Source organism: Streptomyces sp. DSM 40868 (assembly GCF_011820545.1).
Lineage (GTDB): Bacteria > Actinomycetota > Actinomycetes > Streptomycetales > Streptomycetaceae > Streptomyces > Streptomyces eurythermus.
The window spans coordinates 1,356,898-1,376,307 of the sequence record NZ_CP050504.1; the positions used below are offsets into that span (position 1 = coordinate 1,356,898).

Here is a 19,410-nt window from a genome sequence, read left to right on the forward strand (position 1 = left end):
GGCATGCGTACACGGCACATGTGGGTCCCCGGCACATGGATTGCCCGCACAGAGGTCGCGGGTCGTGGCATGTGTGTGGGTCGGGCGCCGGGCACGGGCCGTTTCCGTCCCGGGGCTCACGGGCGCGGCAGCTCCTCGCGGGCCGGGCCGGGTGCCCGCGCCTCCTGGTGCCGTATCCGGGCCCTGCCCGTCGACAGGGTGCCGAGGAAGGCGACGACCAGGGCGACGAGGACGCCCAGGTTGGCGTACGCCCAGGGGCCGGTGCGGCCGCCGAGGCCGAGCGGCGTCAGCAGGTAGCCCTGCCAGGTCAGCCAGTGCGCGGCGGTGTTGGTGACCAGGCCCCAGCCGACGGCGGTGGCGGCGAGGGTGACGCACAGGGGGAGGAGGGGCACGTCGCCGTAGCGGCCGTGCGGGCGGTACAGGTCGGCTTCGTCGTAGTCGCGGCGGCGCAGCGCCAGGTCGGCGAGCATGACGCCGGCCCAGGCCGCGATGGGCACGCCGAGTGTGGTGAGGAAACCCATGAACTGGCCGAGGAAGTTGTCGGCGAAGAACACGATGTAGACCGAGCCGGCGATCATCAGAACGCCGTCGAGGAGGGCGGCCAGACAGCGGGGTGCCCGCAGACCGGCCGAGAGGAGGGCCAGGCCGGAGGAGTAGATGTCGAGGACGGCGCCGCCGACCAGGCCGAGGACGGCGACCACGGCGAACGGCACCAGGAACCAGGCCGGCAGGAGGGTGGCCAGCGCGCCGATCGGGTCGGCCGCGATCGCCTGGCTCAGCTCCGGGGCGGATCCGGCCAGCAGCAGGCCGAAGACCAGCAGCACCAGCGGGGCCAGACAGGCGCCGAACGTGGTCCAGCCGATGACTCCCCGGCTGGAGGAGTCCCGGGGCAGATAGCGGGAGTAGTCGGCGGCGGCGTTGACCCAGCCGAGGCCGAAGCCGGTCATCATGAACACCAGCGCGCCGATGAACCGCTGGGCGGAACCGGCCGGGAGGGCGTCGACCGTGCTCCAGTGGATCCGGTCGGCGACGAGAACGATGTAGACGATCGTGAGGACGCCCGTGACCAGGGTGATCCAGGTCTGCAGCCGCATGATCAGGTCGAAGCCCATGACTCCGCCGGCACCGGGACGAAGGCCACCGCCATCAGGGCGGCGGCCTTCGTCCCGGTGCCGCCGCCCCAGCCGAGGGCGCCGAGGACGGTGGAGGTGGCCATCGTCGCGAGCGCGGTGAGGACGGTCTCCCAGCCGACGGTGAGCATCCAGGAGACGACGGCCGGCAGCCGGTTGCCGCGCACGCCGTACGCGGCCCTGCTGAGCACCATGGTCGGGGCCGAGCCGCGCTTGCCTGCGACCGCGACGAAGCCGCACAGCAGGAAGGAGACGACGATGCCGAGCGCGCCGGCGGCGAGGGCCTGCGGGAAGGAGATGCCGAAGCCGTACGCGAACGCGCCGTAGCCGAGGCCGAGGACGGAGACGTTGGCCCCGAACCAGGGCCAGAACAGGGTGCGCGGGGTGCCCTTGCGGTCCGCGTCCTCGATCACGTCGAGGCCGTGCGTCTCCACCCGCAGGGGGCGGCCGGCGGACGCCCCGTCCGGGGCGTCGTGCGGATGGGCCGTCACCGAGCCTCCTGCCCTGCCTGCCCTGATGTGTGCGTCACGCTAGGTCGCGGCCCGGAGAGCGGTCAAGGTGCCTGGTGGAGTGCCGCTGCCCAGGCGGTGGGGGCGAGACCGGTCTGGCGCCGGAAGAAGGTGGTGAAGTTGCCGGCGTCGGGGAAGCCGAGGCGGTGTGCGCAGGCGCCGGCCGGCAGCGCGCTGTGGGCCAGAAGTCGCTTCGCTTCGAGCAGGATGCGCTGGTCGAGGAAGGTCTTGGCGCCGTGTCCGGTGGCGGCGCGGGTGGCGCGGGTCAGGGTCCGCACGTCGTAGCCGAGTGCCCGCGCGTAGTCGGCCACGCGGTGCCGGTGCGGGAAGTGTTGCTCGACCTCGTTCCGGTAGGCGTGGAAGATCTCGAACTGCCGGCTGACGGGCGCGCCGGGGGCGGGCGGTGCGGGTGTCCCGGGCAGGACGCGCAGGAGCAGGGCCGCCAGCAGATGGGAGAGCACCGCGGAGGAGGCCAGGCGCGGGCAGCGCACCGCCGCCCGGTGCTCGTGGCCGAGGTGGTCGGCGGCCGGCGCCGCGAGCCGGAGGATCTCGGGCGGCAGGCGCCAGCAGGTGGGTGAGGTGGCCTCGCGGGCTTCGAGGGCGGGGTCGGGCAGGAAGCCGGGCTGGAAGAGGACCAGCGGACCGTCGAGGCGCTCGACGTCGCTCCAGCGGTGCACCGTGCCCGGTCTGATCCACACGACGCTGCCCTCGTGCAGTTCGTGGCGGCGGAAGTCCGCTTCGTGCGCGCCGCTTCCCCCGGTGATCAGGGCGAGGACGTGGAAGTCGGGGCGCTGCAGCCGGGTGCGGCGCCGTTCGGTGTCGGTCTCGCGCAGTGCGGCGAAGCTGAGGACCTCCACGCCGTAGGCGGCACCGACCGGCGGTGCGTAGCGCAGTTGCCGCACGGCAGGCTGTCCGTTTTTCACAAGAGGTCGGTCTCTTTCCACGAAGACGGAGTCTGCCACCGGCCTAGCGTGTTTCCCGTGCCGGAGGCAGGTGGACGGCATGACCGGGCGCGGGTGCCACCGGGGCGCCGACGCCTGCCGCGATATGGAGGAGACGGGAAATGCCGGAAAGTACAAGGGTCGTGGCCGTCGCGGGTGGATCGGTGACGGTGCGGACCGGGGGCGGGGGCGGCGGGCCCGCGCTGGTGTTCGCGCACTACTGGGGCGGTTCCGCCGGCACGTGGGACGAGGTGGTCCGGCGGCTGCCGCCCGGGCGGGCGACGGTCCGGTTCGATCAGCGCGGCTGGGGCACCTCGCGGGAGCTGCCGGGGCCGTACCGCCTGGAGCGGCTCGCCGACGATCTCGCGCGCGTGGCCGAGGAGTGCGTCACGGGCCCGTTCGTCCTCGTGGGCCACTCGATGGGCGGCAAGGTCGCACAGCTGGTCGCGGCCCGGCGTCCGGCGGGGCTGGCCGGCGTGTTCCTGGTCGCGCCGGCTCCCCCACGGCCGCCGGCGGCCGTCACCGAGGAATACCGGGAGGCCCTGTCCCACGCCTACGACTCGCCCGAGTCCGTCGGCCACGCCCTGGACCAGGTCCTGACGGCCGGGCCACTGCCCGGGCCGGTACGGGAGGCGGTCGTCCGGGACAGCCTGGCCGCGTCCGACGAGGCCCGCACGGAGTGGCCGCTGCGGGGCATCGCCCAGGACATCACCGAGGCGGCCCGGCACATCGAGGTCCCGGTGGCCGTGCTGGCGGGCAGGGAGGACAAGGTGGAGCCGCCCGCCGTACTGCGCGCGTGCCTGCTGCCCTACGTTCCGCACGCCACGCTGGCCACCGTTCCGGGCGGGCATCTGCTGCCGCTGGAGGCTCCGGAGGCGGTCGCCGGGGCCTTGGCGGGCTTCCTCGCGGGCCTGCGCGACTGAGAACGGCTGGGAGCTTGCTCCGCTGAGGACGGCCGCAAGCCCGCTCGGCTGAGAACGGCCGCGAGCCTGCCCCACTGAGAACAGCCACAGACCCGCTCGGCTGAGAACGGCCCCGGGTCTGCCCCACTGAGAACGACCGCAGGCCCGCTGCGCCGAGAACGGCCGCACGTCCCGTACAGCCGTCCCCGGGCCGGTTCAGCGGTCGAACTCCTCATGGATGGGTGTCTTCGGCTCTTCCCGCAGATGCTGGGAGAGGCCCGGCTTGCCGCCGCGCCGTGCCTGTCCGGCCCGTTGGCCGGCGTCGAGTCCGAGATCGGAGTCCGGGTCCACCCGGACCGACCTCGCGACCTCGGCACGGCCGGTGTATTCCTCGGCGGGCATGCCACGCAGGGCCTTGACGACCTCCTCCGTGGCTCCGGCCTGCCGGGCGGCCGAGATCAGCTCTTCCTTGCCGGCCGGGTAGGTCACGTCCTTCAGCGCGTCCAGCACCTCCGGGACGCTGGTGTGTGCCGTGCTCATGACGCCTCCCTACGCGTCGTCCTCCTCGTCCGGGGTCTCCTCGGCGGTGTCCTCCCCCTCCGCCTGGGAGGGGGTGGTGCGGGCCGGCTGCTCCGTGTCCGGGGCGTCCGTCTCGCGCTCGCCCTCGGCCTGCGATGGGGTGTTCTCGCTCATCGGGTCCTCTCATCCGCGGTCCCGTACCTGCTTCCGGAACCGTCGGGTACCCGCGCGCGGCTTGGCCCATCACCAACCGGAATCTTTGAATCCGCTTCCGTGGGATGGGTACCTGAGCAGTCCCGGCGCTCCCTTCGCGCCGGTCGATCACCGACTCACTGCCAGGAGGAACCATGGCGGGCATCACCCCACCTGACCTGCAGAAAGCGCTGCACGGCGTGGAGTACCCGGCCGGCACCGACGACCTTCGGAAGGCGGCCGAGAAGAACCACGCGCCGAAGGAGATCACGGAGCGGATCTCCCACCTCGGGAAGAAGAAGTTCGAGAACCCCGCCGAGGTCAGCAAGGCCGTCTTCCGGAACGAGTGACGGCGCACGGCCCGCGGTGCGGGAACAGAGTGCGCGGCGGCCGGCCGCCCAGGCCCGGCCGCCGCGCACGCCGTCAGGGGGTTACGTGATGAGCAGGGCATCCGGTCACTCGGTCACCGCCGGACGGTGGGCATGCCGAGGGCGACCGGCCCCGGGGCGCCGGCTCCGCGTTTGCAGAAGTCGTGGCAGTCCTTCTCCAGGCTGCAGCACAGCGAACAGATGGGGCCCTGGTGGAAGGGGCAGCCGGCCATGTCGGGCCGTTCGAAGTCGGTCGCGCAGACGGAGCAGGTCAGTACGGCGGCCGAGGGCAGCCCGTCCGCGCCGAGCAGCGGCTCGTCCAGGAGGTCGGGGCGGGCCAGGTAGTAGCGGCCCTTGGTGAGCACCGCGAACAGCGGCGAGAACGCCATGGCGAGGAACAACGCGATGAACGGCGAGAACGCCTTGCCGTAGGCGCCGAACGCCTCGAAGTAGGCGGCGATGGAGACTCCGGAGGCGATCAGCATCGAGCCGAAGCCCACCGGGTTGAAATGGTGCAGGTGGGCCCGTTTGAACTCGATGTACGACGGGCTCAGCCCGAGCGGCTTGTTGACGATCAGGTCGGCGACGACCGCGCCGATCCAGGCGATGGCCACGTTGGAGTAGAAGCCGAGCACGGTGTTGAGGAAGCCGAAGACACCGCCCTCCATCAACGCGAGCGCTATGCCGACGTTGAGGAAGATGTAGACGACGCGACCCGGGTGACGGTGTGTCAGGCGGGAGAAGAAGTTCGACCAGGACAGCGAACCGGAGTACGCGTTGGTCGAGTTGATCTTTATCTGGGAGAGGATGACGAAGAAGGTCGCCAGCCCCAGGGCGACCGGCCCCGCGAACGTGCCGAACCCGTGGACGTACTGCCGGATCGGCTCGTCCGCCTTGCCGAGCCCCGCGCCGCCGGCGACACAGAAGGCCAGGAAGGCGCCGCCGATCTGCTTCAGCGCCCCGAGGACCACCCAGCCCGGTCCGGCACCCAGCACCGCGGACCACCAACGCCTGCCGTTACGCGGCGTCTTGTCGGGCATGAACCGCAGGTAGTCGACCTGCTCGCCGATCTGCGCGATGAGCGACAACGCGACGCCCGCACCCGCGCCCACCCCGAGCGCGCTGAGCGTCGAGCCGGTGGGCGAGTCGCCCGCGAAGTGGGTGAACTCCGAGAATTTCCCTGGGTCCTGGATCGCGATGGACACGAACGGGGCGACCATCAGCACCAGCCAGACCGGCTGCGTCCACACCTGCATCTTCGACAGCGCGGTCATGCCGTAGACCACCAGGGGCAGGATGACCAGCGAGCAGACGACGTACCCGATGGCGAGCGGGATGTGCAGGCCGAGTTCCAGCGCCTGCGCCATGATGGAGCCTTCGAGGGCGAAGAAGATGAAGGTGAAGCTCGCGTAGATCACCGAGGTGAGCGTCGAGCCGAGGTATCCGAATCCCGCACCCCGGGTCAGCAGATCCATGTCGATGGAGTACTTCGCCGAGTAGTACGCGATGGGAATACCGGTCAGGAAGATGACCACCGCGGCGGTCAGGATCGCCACCAGGGCACTGGAGAAGCCGTGCGCGACGGCGATCGAGCCGCCGATGGCGAAGTCCGCGAGGTAGGCGATGCCGCCGAGGGCGGTGGTGGCCACGACGTACGGCGTCCAGCGGCGGAAGGACTTGGGCGCGTAGCGCAGCGAGTAGTCCTCCAGCGTGTCGTTCCGCGCCCAGCCGTTGTACGTACGGCTGCCGGGCTGGGCCGGTGGCGCTTGGCTGTCGACGATGTCCGTCACGGCGCTCCCCTCGTCCTGCACTGCGCCCGGACGCGCCGGGCCGGTTGCAGGGAAGGTTCGTGCCGCCGTGTTGCCCCACGGTTTCCCCGTCTTTAAGAACAGCGTCACGGCCGGAGGAAGGACGGCGTCACGGCCGGAGGTGACAACCGTCACAGGGCTGTCGGCGACTAAGGGTGCCGGATAGTAGATGCCGCTCCCACGACATATGGGATTTGTCCGTCTTGCCATGGGCGTGGGACAGGGCCGGCGTGACGCGGGGACAGCCCGCGGGCGACTCGCCGTATTCCTCACCCAGGCCGGGTTCCTGAGGAACCGACAGCACCGTGCAAACGTCGCGGTCGCAATCTTCTGCATCTCCCGGCGTGACTGGCAAGGCCCCGGAGCGGCTACGAGGCGAGGTAGTAGCCGGTCTCTTTGCGTCCCGTGCGAAGCCGTCCCAAGAATGGGCGCTCCGCGATCACCGAGCGAGGTTGACGTATGGGACAGCACCGCAAGACCAAGCACTACCGGCGCATATTCATCACCGCCGTCGCCGTCGGCGCCGTGGGCGTGCCATCCGTCGCCCTGGCCTGCACCGACTGGCCGTACGGCACGGACCCGCGGCCGCGGGCCGACGCGACGAGCACGCCCGTGACAGAGGGACAGCACCTTCACAGGCATCACCACCGCAACGGAGTGGACGCGGCCGCCGGGCAGACCACCGCGCCGCGCACCACGGAGCCGGTCACCACCACGCCGTCCCCGTCCGCTCCGTCGTCCTCCACGCCGTCCCCGTCCACGCCGGACACGTCCACGCCGTCGCCGTCCACGCCGGTCACGTCCCCGGCCAAGGCGCGGACCGCGCACGCGCGTCCGGCCGTACGGCCCAGGACGCGTCCGGTGGCGGCGCGGCCCATCACCCAGTGGCCCCGGCCCACCACCGCGCCCGGCACCCCCGCGGCCACCGCCACCACCCCCGCGACCTCCACCGCCCCCACGGCCCCGACGTCCGCCGCGCCCGCCACCCCGGCGACCGCCGCCCCGGCGTCCGGAGTCACCGCCGAGATCCTGCGGTTGGTGAACGCCGAGCGGAACAAGGTCGGTTGTCAGCCGCTGACCCTCAACCCGGAGCTCACCAAGGCCGCGCAGGACCACAGCGCGGACATGGCCGCCCACCAGAACATGTCGCACACCGGATCGGACGGCTCGGACCCGGGCCTGCGCATCACGCGCGCCGGCTACACCTGGAGCAGCTACGGCGAGAACGTCGCCTACGGCTACACCACGGCGGAGCAGGTCATGGCGGGCTGGATGGCCAGCCCCGGCCACCGGGCCAACATCCTCAACTGCGGGTTCCAGGAGATCGGTGTCGGTCTGGCGCAGCCCGGCAGCTACTGGACCCAGGACTTCGGCACGGCCCGCTGAGCCGGGCCGGCCGGCGGGACCGCCCGCCGGCCGGGCCACTCGGGACGGCGGCCCCGAACGCGCCCGCCCGCACGCGGAGTTGTCCGCCGTTCAGAGTTTCGCGCCGAAGTTCTGGGTCCACCAAGGGCCGCCCGAGCCCTTGGTGGACACCCACGCCGATGTTCTTGAACGAGCAGTTGAGGATGTTGGCGCGGTGGCCGGGGCTGTGCATCCAGGAGTCCATCACCGCCTGCGGGGTCTGCTGGCCCCGGGCGATGTTCTCGCCGTACGTGGACCAGCGGTAGCCCGCGGCGGTGACGCGTTCGCCGGGGCCGGCGCCGTCCGGGTTCGTGTGGTCGAAGAAGCCGCGCGCGGCCATGTCGTCGGAGTGGCCCTGGGCGGCCCGCTCCAGTTGCGGGTCCTCGGTGACCGGGCCGCATCCGGCGGCCGCCCGCTCCTTGTTCACCAGCGCGACCACCTGGGCCACGGTGCCGGCGGGCGCCGGACGCGTCCGCGGGGTCGTCCGGGAGGGGCTGGGCGTGGCGGACGCGGGTGCGGGCGGCTGGGCCTTCGGTGTGCCGGTCGTGCGTGCGGGGCGGGGGCTCTTGGCCGGGCTCGGCTTCTTCGACCGCGAGGGGGACGGCGACGGCGAGGCCGAGGGCCGTGCCGAGGTCCGTACGGGGCTCGGTGCGGACAGGTCCGCCACGAAGGCGTCGGCGGTCGGTGCGGCGGTCGCCTCCCCGGTCTGCGGTCCGGAGCCGGTGCCGAAGTACCACAGGCCGCCGCCCGCCACGCAGGCCGCCACCACGGCCCCGCCGACGGCCCGGCGCCGGATCCGCCGCCGTCGCCGGGCCTCGCCGCGGGCGGTCGTACGACGCCGGGAGGCCCGCACACCGACGGGACCCGCCTGCTCGGGCCGGTTGTGCGCGACGTCCGGCCCCGTGGCCCCAGTGCCCCCCGTGTCCGGCGTGGCGGAGCCGGCGTACGCGGTCGGGTGGACGCCGGCCGCCACGGCGGACCGTGTCGCCGCCGTCAGCGTCGAGGAGACCGCGACGAGCGCGAGCCCGGCCAGCAGCCCCTCCGCCGGGAGCAGACCGCTCCACAGGCCGCCGCAGCGCGCGCACTCGCGGGCGTGCCGGGCTATCCGCTTGCGCCAGAGGGCGGAGGGCACCCCGTCCCAGGAGGCCAGCACGCCACCCAGTTCCGCGCAGGCGGGCCGGGTGCCGAGTGCCCGGACCACCACGCGGGCCGACTCCAGGCGCGCCTTCATCCGCTGCACCCGGACCGCCGTGTGCTGCGGTGACACCCCGAGGGCCGTGGCGACCTCGGCGCGGGTCAGTTCGCCGGCGCACTCCAGCCACCACAGCGAGAGCACCTCGCGGTCCTCCGGCTCCAGCCAGCGGGTGGCGCGCGCGGTCTCCTGGCGCTGGCCGGACAACTGGAGCCGGACGATGGTCAGGTCGACGAAGTCGGCGCCGGGGTCGGCGACGCCGGCGGCCTCCTCCACAGTGCCGGGGGCGAGTTGGCGGTCCCGCCAGTGCGCGCGGACCCGGTTCATCGCGATGGCCACGAGCCAGGAGCGGAAGTTCTCCGGGGTGCGCAGGTCACCCAGCGAGCCGAGGGCCCGGAGCATGGTCTCCTGGACCACGTCGTCCACGTCGACCGAACCGTTCAGGGCCCGCCCCACGATGTTGTACACCAGCGGGAGGTACGCGCCGACCAGGGCGTCCTGGGCCGCCGGGTCTCCCGCTCGGGCGGCGTCGACCAGTGCCGCCGTGTCCACCGTGTGCTGTGTCCTCATCAAAGCTTCCCTGTCCTCGGCGCCGAACGATGCTGTGCGTCACCTGGGAGACCGTCCGGCGCGGTGCCGATAACGGTTCTTCGCAGGAAAGTTCTTCGGAGAATCGTTCGAGGGGAGGCTCACAGGGTGGTGCGGCGGCCGCAAGGAGGGAGATCACACCGGACGGACCGGAGCGTCGTGACTCACTGCTCCTGCCGGTCTTTCAGCGAGTTGGCCCGGTCGACCTCGGCCATGTGCTCCTCGGCCCAGTCCCGTACGGCGGCGAGCACGGTGTCGAGCGACAGGCCGAGCGGGGTGAGCCGGTAGTGCACGGCGGGCGGTACGCAGGGCTCCACCCGGCGTTCGGCCAGGCCGTCGCGGACCAGGCTCCGCAGGGTCGCCGAGAGCATCTTCTGCGAGACACCCGGCATCCGGCGCAGCAGTTCGGCGAAGCGCACCTCTCCCGGTGCGGCCTCGGCCAGCACCTTCACCGCCATCGACGTCCACTTCGTACCGATCCGGTCGAGCAGCCGGCGGGTCGGGCACGCGGGGTCGAACAGGTCACCGCGCACGGCGGGCGCGTCCTTGGCCTGGGAAGTCACCTGAAGCTCACCAACTGACGGGAAAGTGCGGTCTGTTGCGCCCGAGCCTAGTTACCTAGCGTTCCCTTGTCACCATTTGTTACTCAAGCAGCTCCCAGGGGATCGCCCATGACTGTCACCTCCCTGCCCGGTGTGCGGCTGCGCCGGGTCACCGTCGACGGGACCGTACTCAACGTCGCCACGGCCGGCGCGGGTCCGGCCGTGCTGCTGCTGCACGGCTTCCCGCACACCTGGCGGCTGTGGACCGAGGTCATCGGGCCGCTGTCCCGCCGGTACCGGGTGATCGCGCCGGACCTGCGCGGGTTCGGCGACAGCGACCGGCCGGCGGACGGCTACGACGCCGGAACCCTCGCCGCCGACGCCGCGGGCCTGCTGGAGGCGCTCGACGCGGGACCGGCCGCCGTGGTCGGCATCGACCTCGGCACCCCGCCCGCGTTCCTGCTGGCCATGCGGCGGCCCGGCCTGGTACGGCGGCTGGTGCTGATGGAGTCCCTGCTGGGTGACCTGCCGGGCGCCGAGGAGTTCCTCGCGGCCGGACCGCCGTGGTGGTTCGGGTTCCACGCGGCGCCGGGGCTGGCCGAGTCGGTGCTGGCGGGGCACGAGGAGGCGTACATCGACTGGTTCCTCCAGCGCGGCACGCTGGGCCGGGGCGTACGGCCGGACGTCCGCGCCGAGTTCGTCCGCGCCTACACCGGCACCGAGGCGCTCCGCGCGGCGTTCGGCCCCTACCGGGCGCTGCCCGCCGGTGCCCGGCAGATCCGGGAGGCGGCGTCCGGGGCCCGTCTCACCGTGCCCGCGCTCACCCTCGGCGCCCACCCGGTGGGCCGGTCGCTGGAACGGCAACTGCGGCCGTACGCCGACCGGTTGACCGGCCACATCATCCCGGACTGCGGCCACATCATCCCGCTGGACCGCCCGGAGGCGCTGCTGGCCCTGCTGGAGCCGTTCCTCGCGGCGGACGACGACCGGGGGTGAGAGCCGCGGCGGGCACCCGGCGGTGGCTCACCGCACGGCATGCGTCTGCGACGGCGACCCTCGCCACGACTCGCCCCCAGGCCCCCGCACCGCACACCCCGGAGACGGCGGCCCCCCGCACCGCACACCCCGGAGACGGCGGCCCTCCGCCCGTCACGCCCCGGAGGACAGTGCCGCCCGGCGGCGTGGCGCGCGCCGGGTCGGTGCCGTGCCCGGCGAGGATGACGCCGGGCAGGAAACCGGCTGGGAGGCGGGTGTGCGGGTATGACGGTGAACCGTGTCGGCCTGGTCGTGCACGGCGGGCGCGCCGAGGCGGTGGCCGCCGCGCGCGAGGTGCGCGCGTGGTGCGCCGGGCACGGGGTGGGCTGCGCGGACATCGACGTGTGGCGGGCGGGCGCGCGGCACAGTGCCCGTGAGGAGCTGGACAGCGCGGGCGATCCCGACCTCATCGTCACCCTGGGCGGCGACGGCACGTTCCTGCGCGGTGCCCGGCTGGCGGCCGAGAACGACGCCCTGGTGCTCGGTGTCGACCTGGGCCGGGTCGGCTTCCTGACCGAGGTGCCCGCCCCGGCGGTCCGGGCCGCGCTGGACGCCGTACGGGAGGGCCGGATCCATGTGGAGCACCGGATGCTGCTCACCCTGCGCGCGTCCTGCCGGCTGGAGGTGCCCGCGCAGATGGAGGAGCTGCTGGGCTACGGGCGCGGGCCGCTGCTGCCTCCGCCGCCGGTGCGCACCGAGTGCGAGGCGGGCGGGGACTGGGGGGTCGCCCTGGACGTGACGGCGCTGAACGACGTGGTCCTGGAGAAGCTCTCCCGGGACCGGCAGGTGTCGGTCGGGGTCTATCTGGCGGGCCGGCTGCTGGCCTCGTACTCGGCGGACGCGCTGCTGGTGGCCACGCCCACGGGGTCCACGGCGTACAGCTTCGCCGCGGGCGGCCCGGTGGTCTCGCCCCGCGCGGAGGGCCTGGTGTTCACGCCGGTCGCGCCGCACATGGTGTTCAACCGGTCGGTGGTGGCCGCGCCGGACGAGCCCGTCGCGCTGCGGGTGCTCCAGGGGTCGGGGCGGGCCGCGGTCAGCATCGACGGCCAGTTGCGGGGGGTGCTCGGCCCCGGGGACTGGATCGGGGTGTACGCCGCTCCGCGCCGGCTGAAGGCGGTCCGGCTCGGCCCGATGGACTTCTACGGCCGACTGCGGGAACGGATGAACCTCACCGACGCGCCGGCCGCGCTCGCCGACGGGGAGGCCGCCCCGCTGTGGCCGGTGACCACGCCGCCGCCCGGCGATCTCGCCCATCTGGCGCTGCCCCCGGCCCCCGGTGACACGCACCGGCCGTCCTGACGCCCGCCGGAGGCGCGGTGCCGCGACCGGACCCGGCGGGCCGAGACCGTACCGGAGGGAAAGTCCACCGGGCCGGCCGGGGGCCTCGCCTTGACCCGGATGGCCGTTCGGGGCCCGGGGCGCCGCAGCACCGTACGCGTGACCTGTGGTCGTATATTCCATGGTGCGCTCGGGCTGTCGATCGGCAGCACGCCGGTCGCACCGGAGAACGGCCGGCCGGGCCGTACCTGTAGCGTGGGCGAGTCCCACCGGAATGAGGAGATTTTTTCAATGTCGACAGTCGAGCTGAACACCAGCGCCGGCCGGATCGTGCTGGAGCTGAACGACGCCGAGGCGCCCAAGACGGTCGAGAACTTCCTGGCGTATGTGCGCAGCGGCCACTACGACGGCACGATTTTCCACCGGGTCATCAGCGACTTCATGATCCAGGGCGGTGGCTTCACGCCGGACATGCAGCAGAAGTCCACCCTGGCGCCGATCCAGAACGAGGCCGACAACGGGCTGAGGAACGACAACTACACCGTGGCGATGGCGCGGACGAACGACCCGCACTCCGCGACGGCCCAGTTCTTCATCAACGTCAAGGACAACGCGTTCCTGAACCACACCTCCAAGACCCCGAACGGCTGGGGCTACGCCGTGTTCGGCCGGGTCACCGAGGGCCAGGACGTGGTCGACGCCATCAAGGGCGTGAAGACGGGCAGCAGCAGGGGTCACCAGGACGTTCCCGTCCAGCCGGTGGTCATCGAGTCCGCCAAGATCCTGGGCTGACATACTCCCGCCGGGCGGCACCGTCTCGACCGGTGCCGCCCGTCGCATGCGCCCGGCGCGTTCAGAGGGCCGCCCCGGCGCCGGGCGCGTACCGCCGTAGCGCGGCCCCCACCGCGGCCAGGACGGCCTGCTGCTGTGCGACCAGGTAGAAGTGGCCCCCGGGGTGGACGTGGCACTCGAACGGGCCGTCGGTCTCCCGGGCCCAGGCGCGGGCCTCGTCGGGGGTGACCCTGGGGTCGGCGTCGCCCGTCAGGACGACGAGGGGGCAGCCCAGCCGCGGTCCGGGGGTGGGCCGGTAGGTGTCCACGGCGCGGTAGTCGGCCCGCAGCACGGGCAGGATCAGCCGGCGCAGTTCCTCGTCCTGGAAGACGGCCGCGTCGGTGCCGTCGAGCCGGACGACCTCCTCGACGAGCCGCTCGTCGTCGTCCAGGTGGAGGCTCTCGGTCCGCTGGGCGGACGGGCCCGCGCGGCCGGAGAGGAAGACCACCGCGGGGGGCCGGCCGGCGTGCTCCAGCAGCCGGGCCAGTTCGAAGGCGACCAGCGCGCCCATGCTGTGCCCGAACAGTGCCGGCGGCGTCCGGTCCCGCTCGTCCAGCGCGTCGAACACCCCCTGGGCGAGTTCCCGCACGGAGTGTGCCAAGGGTTCCCCAGCACGGTCCTGGCGGCCGGGGTACTGCGCCACCCGTACGTCCACCGCGGGCGACAGCGCCTTGGAGACGGGGAAGTAGAAGCTCGCGGAACCGCCGGCGTGCGGCAGGCACACCAGCCGCGGCGCGCCCGGCCCCGGCTGGTGGAAACGGCGCAGCCACTTCGATGACCCCGCGCTGGACCGGTCTGCCATGCGTCCCCCTCGACGGTACGTGCCGTGTGCGAAAGCTGCCGGTACGGAGGCTAGTTGACGTGCGGCGGCGGTGCGATCCGGATCCCCTGGACAGCGGACACCAGGCAACTTAGACTCTGCGTCCAGAAGTAGACCGCATGTCGAGGCGGGCGGGAAGGGCCATGGACCACCGGGTGGACGCCACGGGCGAGGACGGCGCGGACGAGCACCTCCTGAAGGAGGCGGAGAAGATCGCGGTCGCACTGGGCCGCATGTTCCCCGGCCTGTGCGAGGTCGTGCTGCACGATCTGCGCGACCCGCAACACGCGATCCGCGCCATCGAGAACAACCTGTCGGGCCGTCAGATAGGCGATCCCGCCACGGAGTTGGGCCTGGCCCGGATCGCCGACCCGGACTACCCCGGCGTCGTGCAGAACTACCCGAACCGGTTCCCCGACGGCCGCCCGGCCAAGAGCACGTCCATCGGCATCAAGAACGCGGCGGGCGAGTACGTCGCCGCCCTGTGCCTGAACCTCGACGTGTCCGTGCTCTCCCCCGTCACCCTCGCCCTGTCCAACCTCGTGGCGACGGACTCCGAGCACCGCGAGCGTCCCCTGGAGACCCTGCGCGACCGCACCGCACGGGAGCTGCGCGAGGCGGTGGAGGCCCGCGCCGCCGAACGTGCCGCCACCCCGCGCTCGCTGAGCCGGGAGGAGAAGAAGGCGCTCGTACGGCAGTTGCAGCGCGACGGCTACTTCGACTCGCGCGACGCCGCGCAGACCATCGCGGACCTGCTCGGCGTGTCCCGGGCGACGGTCTACAACTACGCGAAGTGAGGGGTCACCCGCCCATGAGCACCGCCTTCTCCCCCGCCGCCGTCCGGACGCTGGCCGACCCCGACACGCCGTTCGCCGTCGTGGACGCGCACCGGGCCCGGCGCAACATCGCCCGTCTGCGGGCCCGGGCGGACCGTCTCGGGGTCGGGCTGCGCCCGCATGTGAAGACGGCCAAGAGCCTGGACGCCGCCGCCCTCCTGCACGACGGCGCGCCCGGCCCGCTCACCGTCTCCACCCTCGCCGAGGCCGAGGCGTTCGCCGACGCGGGCTACCGCGACCTGACCTACGCCGTCGGCATCGAACCGCGCAAACTCCCGCGCGTGACCGCTTTGTCGCGGCGCGGCGTCACCCTGCGCGTCCTGCTGGACAGCGCCGAGCAGGCGGAGTTCGTCGCCGCGGCGGCCCGGGAGACCGGCCTCGCCCTGCCCGCCCTGATCGAGATCGACTGCGACGGCCACCGCGGCGGCCTCAAGCCCGACGCGCCGGGGCTCACCGGGATCGGGCGCGTCCTGCACGACGCGGGCTGCCTGGACGGCGTGCTGACCCACGCGGGCGAGTCGTACTCCGCCTTCACCGCCGAGGAGCGGCGCGCGGCGGCGCGCGACGAACGCGACGCGGCGGTGACGGCGGCGCGGCGGCTGCGCGCGGCCGGCCTGCCCGTGCGCACCGTCAGCGTGGGCTCCACCCCCACCGCGCACGCCGCCGACGACCTCACCGGGGTCACCGAACTGCGCGCCGGCAACTATGTCTTCTTCGACCTGGTGATGGCCGGTCTCGGCGTCTGCGCGCCGGCCGACATCGCCCTGTCGGTGGTGGTCACCGTCATCGGGCACCGCCCGGAGTACGGGTGGATCGTCACCGACGGCGGCTGGATGGCCCTCTCCCGCGACCGCGGCACCGCCGGCCAGCCGCAGGACCAGGGCTACGGCCTGGTCACCGACCTGTCCGGCACCCTGATCCCGGGCCTGGTCATGACCGCCGCCAGCCAGGAGCACGGCACCCTCACCGCCCGGGACGGCGCGGCCCTGCCCGAACTGCCCATCGGCACCCGGCTGCGCATCCTGCCCAACCACGCCTGCGCCACCGCCGCCCAGCACCACGGCTACCACGTCGTCGACAGCGGCCGCGGCACGTCGGCGTCCCCCGCGATCGAGGCGTACTGGCCGCGCGTCTCCGGCTGGTGACCGCCCCGCTCCCCTTTACCCCGTCCCGTCGCCCGAAGGACCAGTCCATGGCCGCCGCACCGCCCCTCACGCTCGCCGACGTCCGCGAGGCCGCCGCCCGCCTCGAGGGCGTCGCCCACCGCACCCCCGTCCTCACCTCCCGCACCCTCAACTCGCTTGTCGGGGCGGAGGTGTTCATCAAGGCCGAGAACTTCCAGCGGGTCGGCGCCTTCAAGTTCCGCGGCGCCTACAACGCCGTCGCCCAACTCCCGCCGGAGCAGCTGGCGAAGGGCGTCGCGGCCTACTCCTCCGGCAACCACGCCCAGGCCACCGCGCTGGCCGCCCGCGAACTGGGCACCCGCGCGGTCATCCTGATGCCCGAGGACGCTCCCCGCTCCAAGCGGGAGGCGACGGCCGGGTACGGGGCGGAGATCGTCACCTACGACCGCTACACCGAGGACCGCACCGCGCTCGGCCACGCCCTGGCCGAGGACCGCGGCCTGGCCCTGATCCCGCCGTACGACCACCCGCACGTCATGGCCGGCCAGGGCACCGCCGCCCTCGAACTGCTGGAGGAGACCGGCCCGTTGGACGCGCTGGTGGTGCCGGTGGGAGGCGGCGGCCTCATCGCCGGCAGCGCCACCGCCGCCACCGCGCTGCACCCCGACATCCGGATCGTCGGCGTCGAGCCGGAGGCGGGTGACGACACCAGGCGTTCCCTGGCGGCCGGTGCGCGCGTCACCATCCCGGTGCCCCGCACCATCGCCGACGGGCAGGCGCTGGCCACTCCCGGCGAACTCACCTTCCCCGTCAACCAGCGTCTGGTCGACGCCATCGCCCTGGTCACCGACGCCGAGATCGTCACCGCGATGCGGTTGGCCTTCGAGCGTCTGAAGATCGTCCTGGAACCGAGCGGTGCCACGCCGCTGGCCGCGCTGCTGGCCGGGCGCGTCGACCGCCTCCCGCGGCGGATCGGCGTCATCGCCTCCGGCGGCAACATCGACGCCGACCGCTTCACCGCCCTCGTCGGCGGCTGAGGTGCCGTAGGTTCAGGCCGTCACACCAGGTACGCGCCGTCGGTGAGGCCGACGCGGGTGTAGTACTCGGTGCCCAGGAGGCGGTCACGGGTCTCCTGGGGGAGACGGGCGAGGAGCCCGGGCAGCGCCCGGTCCCGGGCCACCTCGCTGCGGTGGGCCTGGATCGCCGCCCACTTCCGCTCCCGCCACGGCCGTACGTCCACGGTGTCGGTGACGTGCGCGTCGGGCACGCTCAGCACGGACTTGCCCACGCCGTCCAGGAGTTCACCCAGCTCGGTCACGGCCGAGTGGGGGTGGGTCGCCAGATACAGGGCACCCGGCCGCCAGGGCTCGCCCGCCTCGGGGTAGAGCTGCCCGAGCCCGGCGGCGGTCACCGCGAGCAGGGTCGTCCGGTGGGTGTGGCGGTGGTCGGGGTGGCCGGTCAGCTGCCCGTAGGCGTCAGGGGTGAGGACGATCCCGGGCCGGACCTCCCGGATGTGGGCGACCAGCCGTCCGACGGCCTCGTCCACCGGGGCGTCGCACCAGCGCGGCCGGCCGGGGGCGGAGGCGGGGACCCGGTGGTCGGCGTAGCCGAGCAGGCGCGGCGGTCCGGGGACGCCGAGGGCCGCCAGGGAGTCGGCGAGTTCACCGGCGCGCGGACTGCCGGGCGCCCAGGTCGCCGTGACGACGGCCGTACGGGCGCCCTCGGCGGCGTACCGGGCGAGGATGCCGCCGGCGAGGAGCGCCTCGTCGTCGGGGTGGGCGAACACGGCGAGCAGACTGGGCGGCACGGCTTCCTCCACGGCGTCCGGGTACCTCTCGGCGACCCCGGCCGGCTCCGCCGCCGGGACCGGTTCCATGGTCACATCCGATCCCGGTGCCAGGTGGGGAAGTGCCCGGCCACACCGGTGCGGCCGTCCTCCGTCCGGCGGCGCCGGCCGCACGAGTCCCGGTACGGCGGCACGCGCGCCTGTTCGTGTTCCGCCGGGTCCGAGCTGCTCGGCGTACTCCTCGGGCGGCGGCACACGGTCACCGGCGGCCGCTGACGACGCGGCCTTTCTTGTCGGTACGGCCGAAGTGCGCCGGCGTCGGCGGGAGTTGGTGACGGCCGCCGCCGCTCGCCCTGACGCGGAGACGACAGCCCGCTCCCCACGGCATCGCCCGTCCGCCGGTTCCCCGCACCGCCGCGGGTGAACCGGGCGGGCCGTGTCCGGACGTCCGCCCGCCGGGTGCGGCCGGGTCGCCGGTGTGTTCAGCGCGGGCCGGCTGTGGCCGGGTCGTCGCCGAGTCCCAGCTCCTTGTCGCCGAGCGGGGCGAAGAAGCGTTCCACGTCGGCGTCGGTGACCTCGGCGAGGGTCGCGGGGGACCAGCGCGGACGGCGGTCCTTGTCGATGATCTGCGCCCGGACGCCCTCGACCAGGTCGGGGCTGCCGAGGGCGGCGCAGGAGACGCGGTACTCCTGGTCGAGGACCCGCTCCAGGGAACCGAGGCGCCGGGCGCGGCGGATCGCGGCCAGGGTGACCTTGAGCGAGGTGGGCGACTTGGCGAGCAGGGTCTCGGCCGCCTCCTTCGCCTCCGGACCGCCGTGGGCGAACAGCCGCGCGACGATCTCCTCGACCGTTCCGGCGGTGTAGCAGGCGTCGATCCAGGCGCGCTGGTCGGACAACGTCCCGTGCGGCGGCCGCTGTTCGTGGCGGGCCAGGGCGTCGGCCACGGGGCGGGCGGCGAGGTCCGCCAGGAAGGCGGGGACGGCCTCGGACGGCAGGTAGTGGTCGGCGAGTCCGCAGAGCAGGGCGTCCCCGGCGCCGATCCGGCTGCCCGTCAGCGCGAGGTGGGTGCCCAGTTCGCCGGGGGCGCGGCCGAGCAGGTGGGTGCCGCCGACGTCGGGGACGAAACCGATGCCGGTCTCGGGCATGGCGATCCGCGAGCGTTCCGTGACGACGCGGACGTCGCCGTGCGCGGAGACACCGACCCCGCCGCCCATGACGATGCCGTCCATGACGGCGACGTACGGCTTGGGGTAGCGGGCGATGCGGGCGTTGAGGTGGTACTCGTCGCGCCAGAACGCGGCGGAGGCGGTGCCGTCGCCGTCGCGGGCGTCGTCGTGTATGGCGCGGATGTCGCCGCCCGCGCACAGGCCGCGCTCCCCCGCGCCGGTGATGACGACGGTCTCCACGGCCGGGTCGCGTTCCCAGGCGGTCAGGGCCTCGTCGATCCGGCGGACCATGACATGGTTCAGGGCGTTGAGCGCCTCGGGACGGTTGAGCGTGAGGTACGCGGCCCGTCCCTCCGTGCGCAGCAGGACGGGCGGTTCGGCGGTGCCGGGCGCGGCGGTCCGCGCGCTGCCGGTCATCCGGACGCCTCCATCAGGCCAC

At 73.5% G+C, this 19,410-nt stretch carries 18 protein-coding genes and 2 pseudogenes; 9 read left to right on the top strand and 11 right to left on the bottom strand.

Annotated elements, in window-relative coordinates:
* Positions 1–116: 116 nt before the first annotated feature.
* Positions 117–1,570, bottom strand: a pseudogene (locus tag HB370_RS05960) (cytosine permease).
* A gap of 113 nt (positions 1,571–1,683) precedes the next feature.
* Complete coding sequence (locus HB370_RS05965; RefSeq protein WP_037701826.1) at positions 1,684–2,562, bottom strand: AraC family transcriptional regulator; 879 nt, start codon at positions 2,560–2,562, stop codon at positions 1,684–1,686.
* A 140-nt stretch (positions 2,563–2,702) separates the two neighbouring features.
* Between HB370_RS05965 and HB370_RS05970 the strand changes: the two genes are divergently transcribed.
* Positions 2,703–3,503 (top strand): alpha/beta hydrolase, encoded by an 801-nt coding sequence (locus HB370_RS05970; RefSeq protein ID WP_030784211.1) that lies wholly within the window; start codon positions 2,703–2,705, stop codon positions 3,501–3,503.
* 195 nt (positions 3,504–3,698) lie between these two features.
* On the opposite strand, the gene HB370_RS05975 is transcribed toward HB370_RS05970, so the two are convergent.
* Complete coding sequence (locus tag HB370_RS05975) at positions 3,699–4,022, bottom strand: DUF2795 domain-containing protein (protein ID WP_030784214.1); 324 nt, start codon at positions 4,020–4,022, stop codon at positions 3,699–3,701.
* Between the two features lie 9 nt (positions 4,023–4,031).
* Entirely contained in the window at positions 4,032–4,175 is a 144-nt protein-coding gene (locus HB370_RS05980) for a hypothetical protein (protein WP_167345739.1), read from the bottom strand.
* A 173-nt stretch (positions 4,176–4,348) separates the two neighbouring features.
* Here HB370_RS05980 and HB370_RS05985 point away from each other — a divergent pair, with 173 nt between their 5' ends.
* The gene (locus tag HB370_RS05985; RefSeq protein WP_030784217.1) at positions 4,349–4,543 is read left to right on the top strand and encodes a DUF2795 domain-containing protein; all 195 of its coding nucleotides are present in this window, start codon (positions 4,349–4,351) and stop codon (positions 4,541–4,543) included.
* A gap of 113 nt (positions 4,544–4,656) precedes the next feature.
* Here HB370_RS05985 and HB370_RS05990 read toward each other — a convergent pair whose 3' ends face one another.
* On the bottom strand, positions 4,657–6,351 hold the full coding sequence (locus HB370_RS05990) for a membrane protein (RefSeq protein ID WP_030784220.1): 1,695 nt from the start codon (positions 6,349–6,351) through the stop codon (positions 4,657–4,659).
* 659 nt (positions 6,352–7,010) lie between these two features.
* The gene (locus tag HB370_RS42645; RefSeq protein ID WP_342450967.1) at positions 7,011–7,388 is read right to left on the bottom strand and encodes a hypothetical protein; all 378 of its coding nucleotides are present in this window, start codon (positions 7,386–7,388) and stop codon (positions 7,011–7,013) included.
* A 19-nt stretch (positions 7,389–7,407) separates the two neighbouring features.
* Between HB370_RS42645 and HB370_RS42650 the strand changes: the two genes are divergently transcribed.
* Positions 7,408–7,755, top strand: a complete 348-nt coding sequence (locus tag HB370_RS42650) for a CAP domain-containing protein (protein WP_342450968.1) — start codon at positions 7,408–7,410, stop codon at positions 7,753–7,755.
* Positions 7,756–7,845: 90 nt separating this feature from the next.
* On the opposite strand, the pseudogene HB370_RS06000 reads toward HB370_RS42650, so the two are convergent.
* Together HB370_RS06000 and HB370_RS06005 are read right to left on the bottom strand one after the other, a co-directional pair.
* A pseudogene (locus HB370_RS06000) lies at positions 7,846–9,535 on the bottom strand (sigma-70 family RNA polymerase sigma factor).
* A gap of 182 nt (positions 9,536–9,717) precedes the next feature.
* A complete protein-coding gene (locus HB370_RS06005) occupies positions 9,718–10,116 on the bottom strand; it encodes a helix-turn-helix domain-containing protein (protein ID WP_030784227.1) in 399 nt (132 codons plus the stop codon).
* A gap of 108 nt (positions 10,117–10,224) precedes the next feature.
* On the opposite strand from HB370_RS06005, the gene HB370_RS06010 reads away from it, so the two are divergent.
* The 3 genes from HB370_RS06010 (at position 10,225) to HB370_RS06020 (ending at position 13,200) form a co-directional block, all read left to right on the top strand.
* On the top strand, positions 10,225–11,091 hold the full coding sequence (locus HB370_RS06010; RefSeq protein ID WP_030784229.1) for an alpha/beta hydrolase: 867 nt from the start codon (positions 10,225–10,227) through the stop codon (positions 11,089–11,091).
* A gap of 264 nt (positions 11,092–11,355) precedes the next feature.
* Positions 11,356–12,429 carry an NAD(+)/NADH kinase gene (locus HB370_RS06015; RefSeq protein ID WP_030784232.1) on the top strand — a complete coding sequence of 358 codons (1,074 nt, stop codon included), beginning with the start codon at positions 11,356–11,358 and terminating at the stop codon, positions 12,427–12,429.
* A 270-nt stretch (positions 12,430–12,699) separates the two neighbouring features.
* Positions 12,700–13,200 (top strand): peptidylprolyl isomerase, encoded by a 501-nt coding sequence (locus HB370_RS06020; RefSeq protein WP_030784238.1) that lies wholly within the window; start codon positions 12,700–12,702, stop codon positions 13,198–13,200.
* 61 nt (positions 13,201–13,261) lie between these two features.
* On the opposite strand, the gene HB370_RS06025 is transcribed toward HB370_RS06020, so the two are convergent.
* Positions 13,262–14,041 (bottom strand): alpha/beta fold hydrolase, encoded by a 780-nt coding sequence (locus tag HB370_RS06025; protein ID WP_030784240.1) that lies wholly within the window; start codon positions 14,039–14,041, stop codon positions 13,262–13,264.
* A 161-nt stretch (positions 14,042–14,202) separates the two neighbouring features.
* On the opposite strand from HB370_RS06025, the gene HB370_RS06030 reads away from it, so the two are divergent.
* Genes HB370_RS06030 through HB370_RS06040 form a run of 3 tightly spaced genes read left to right on the top strand, consistent with a single transcriptional unit; the run spans position 14,203 to position 17,056 of the window.
* Positions 14,203–14,856 carry a PAS domain-containing protein gene (locus tag HB370_RS06030; RefSeq protein WP_030784242.1) on the top strand — a complete coding sequence of 218 codons (654 nt, stop codon included), beginning with the start codon at positions 14,203–14,205 and terminating at the stop codon, positions 14,854–14,856.
* Positions 14,857–14,870: 14 nt separating this feature from the next.
* Complete coding sequence (locus tag HB370_RS06035) at positions 14,871–16,040, top strand: alanine racemase (RefSeq protein ID WP_030784246.1); 1,170 nt, start codon at positions 14,871–14,873, stop codon at positions 16,038–16,040.
* A gap of 47 nt (positions 16,041–16,087) precedes the next feature.
* On the top strand, positions 16,088–17,056 hold the full coding sequence (locus HB370_RS06040) for a threo-3-hydroxy-L-aspartate ammonia-lyase (RefSeq protein WP_030784249.1): 969 nt from the start codon (positions 16,088–16,090) through the stop codon (positions 17,054–17,056).
* A gap of 20 nt (positions 17,057–17,076) precedes the next feature.
* Here the strand turns inward: HB370_RS06040 and HB370_RS06045 are convergent, their stop codons facing one another.
* Both HB370_RS06045 and HB370_RS06050 read right to left on the bottom strand, forming a co-directional pair.
* Positions 17,077–17,826, bottom strand: a complete 750-nt coding sequence (locus HB370_RS06045; RefSeq protein ID WP_030784252.1) for a PIG-L deacetylase family protein — start codon at positions 17,824–17,826, stop codon at positions 17,077–17,079.
* A 461-nt stretch (positions 17,827–18,287) separates the two neighbouring features.
* On the bottom strand, positions 18,288–19,388 hold the full coding sequence (locus HB370_RS06050; RefSeq protein WP_051815734.1) for an enoyl-CoA hydratase/isomerase family protein: 1,101 nt from the start codon (positions 19,386–19,388) through the stop codon (positions 18,288–18,290).
* Positions 19,389–19,410: the final 22 nt, after the last annotated feature.

What these genes read in the sequence shown, in the direction of transcription:
- HB370_RS05970 (WP_030784211.1), top strand. Translation starts at nt 2,703, where the DNA reads ATGCCGGAAAGTACAAGGGTCGTGGCCGTCGCGGGTGGATCGGTGACG.
- HB370_RS05975 (WP_030784214.1), bottom strand. Translation starts at nt 4,022, where the DNA reads ATGAGCACGGCACACACCAGCGTCCCGGAGGTGCTGGACGCGCTGAAG.
- HB370_RS05980 (WP_167345739.1), bottom strand. Translation starts at nt 4,175, where the DNA reads ATGAGCGAGAACACCCCATCGCAGGCCGAGGGCGAGCGCGAGACGGAC.
- HB370_RS05985 (WP_030784217.1), top strand. Translation starts at nt 4,349, where the DNA reads ATGGCGGGCATCACCCCACCTGACCTGCAGAAAGCGCTGCACGGCGTG.
- HB370_RS06010 (WP_030784229.1), top strand. Translation starts at nt 10,225, where the DNA reads ATGACTGTCACCTCCCTGCCCGGTGTGCGGCTGCGCCGGGTCACCGTC.
- HB370_RS06015 (WP_030784232.1), top strand. Translation starts at nt 11,356, where the DNA reads ATGACGGTGAACCGTGTCGGCCTGGTCGTGCACGGCGGGCGCGCCGAG.
- HB370_RS06020 (WP_030784238.1), top strand. Translation starts at nt 12,700, where the DNA reads ATGTCGACAGTCGAGCTGAACACCAGCGCCGGCCGGATCGTGCTGGAG.
- HB370_RS06025 (WP_030784240.1), bottom strand. Translation starts at nt 14,041, where the DNA reads ATGGCAGACCGGTCCAGCGCGGGGTCATCGAAGTGGCTGCGCCGTTTC.
- HB370_RS06030 (WP_030784242.1), top strand. Translation starts at nt 14,203, where the DNA reads ATGGACCACCGGGTGGACGCCACGGGCGAGGACGGCGCGGACGAGCAC.
- HB370_RS06035 (WP_030784246.1), top strand. Translation starts at nt 14,871, where the DNA reads ATGAGCACCGCCTTCTCCCCCGCCGCCGTCCGGACGCTGGCCGACCCC.
- HB370_RS06040 (WP_030784249.1), top strand. Translation starts at nt 16,088, where the DNA reads ATGGCCGCCGCACCGCCCCTCACGCTCGCCGACGTCCGCGAGGCCGCC.
- HB370_RS06050 (WP_051815734.1), bottom strand. Translation starts at nt 19,388, where the DNA reads ATGACCGGCAGCGCGCGGACCGCCGCGCCCGGCACCGCCGAACCGCCC.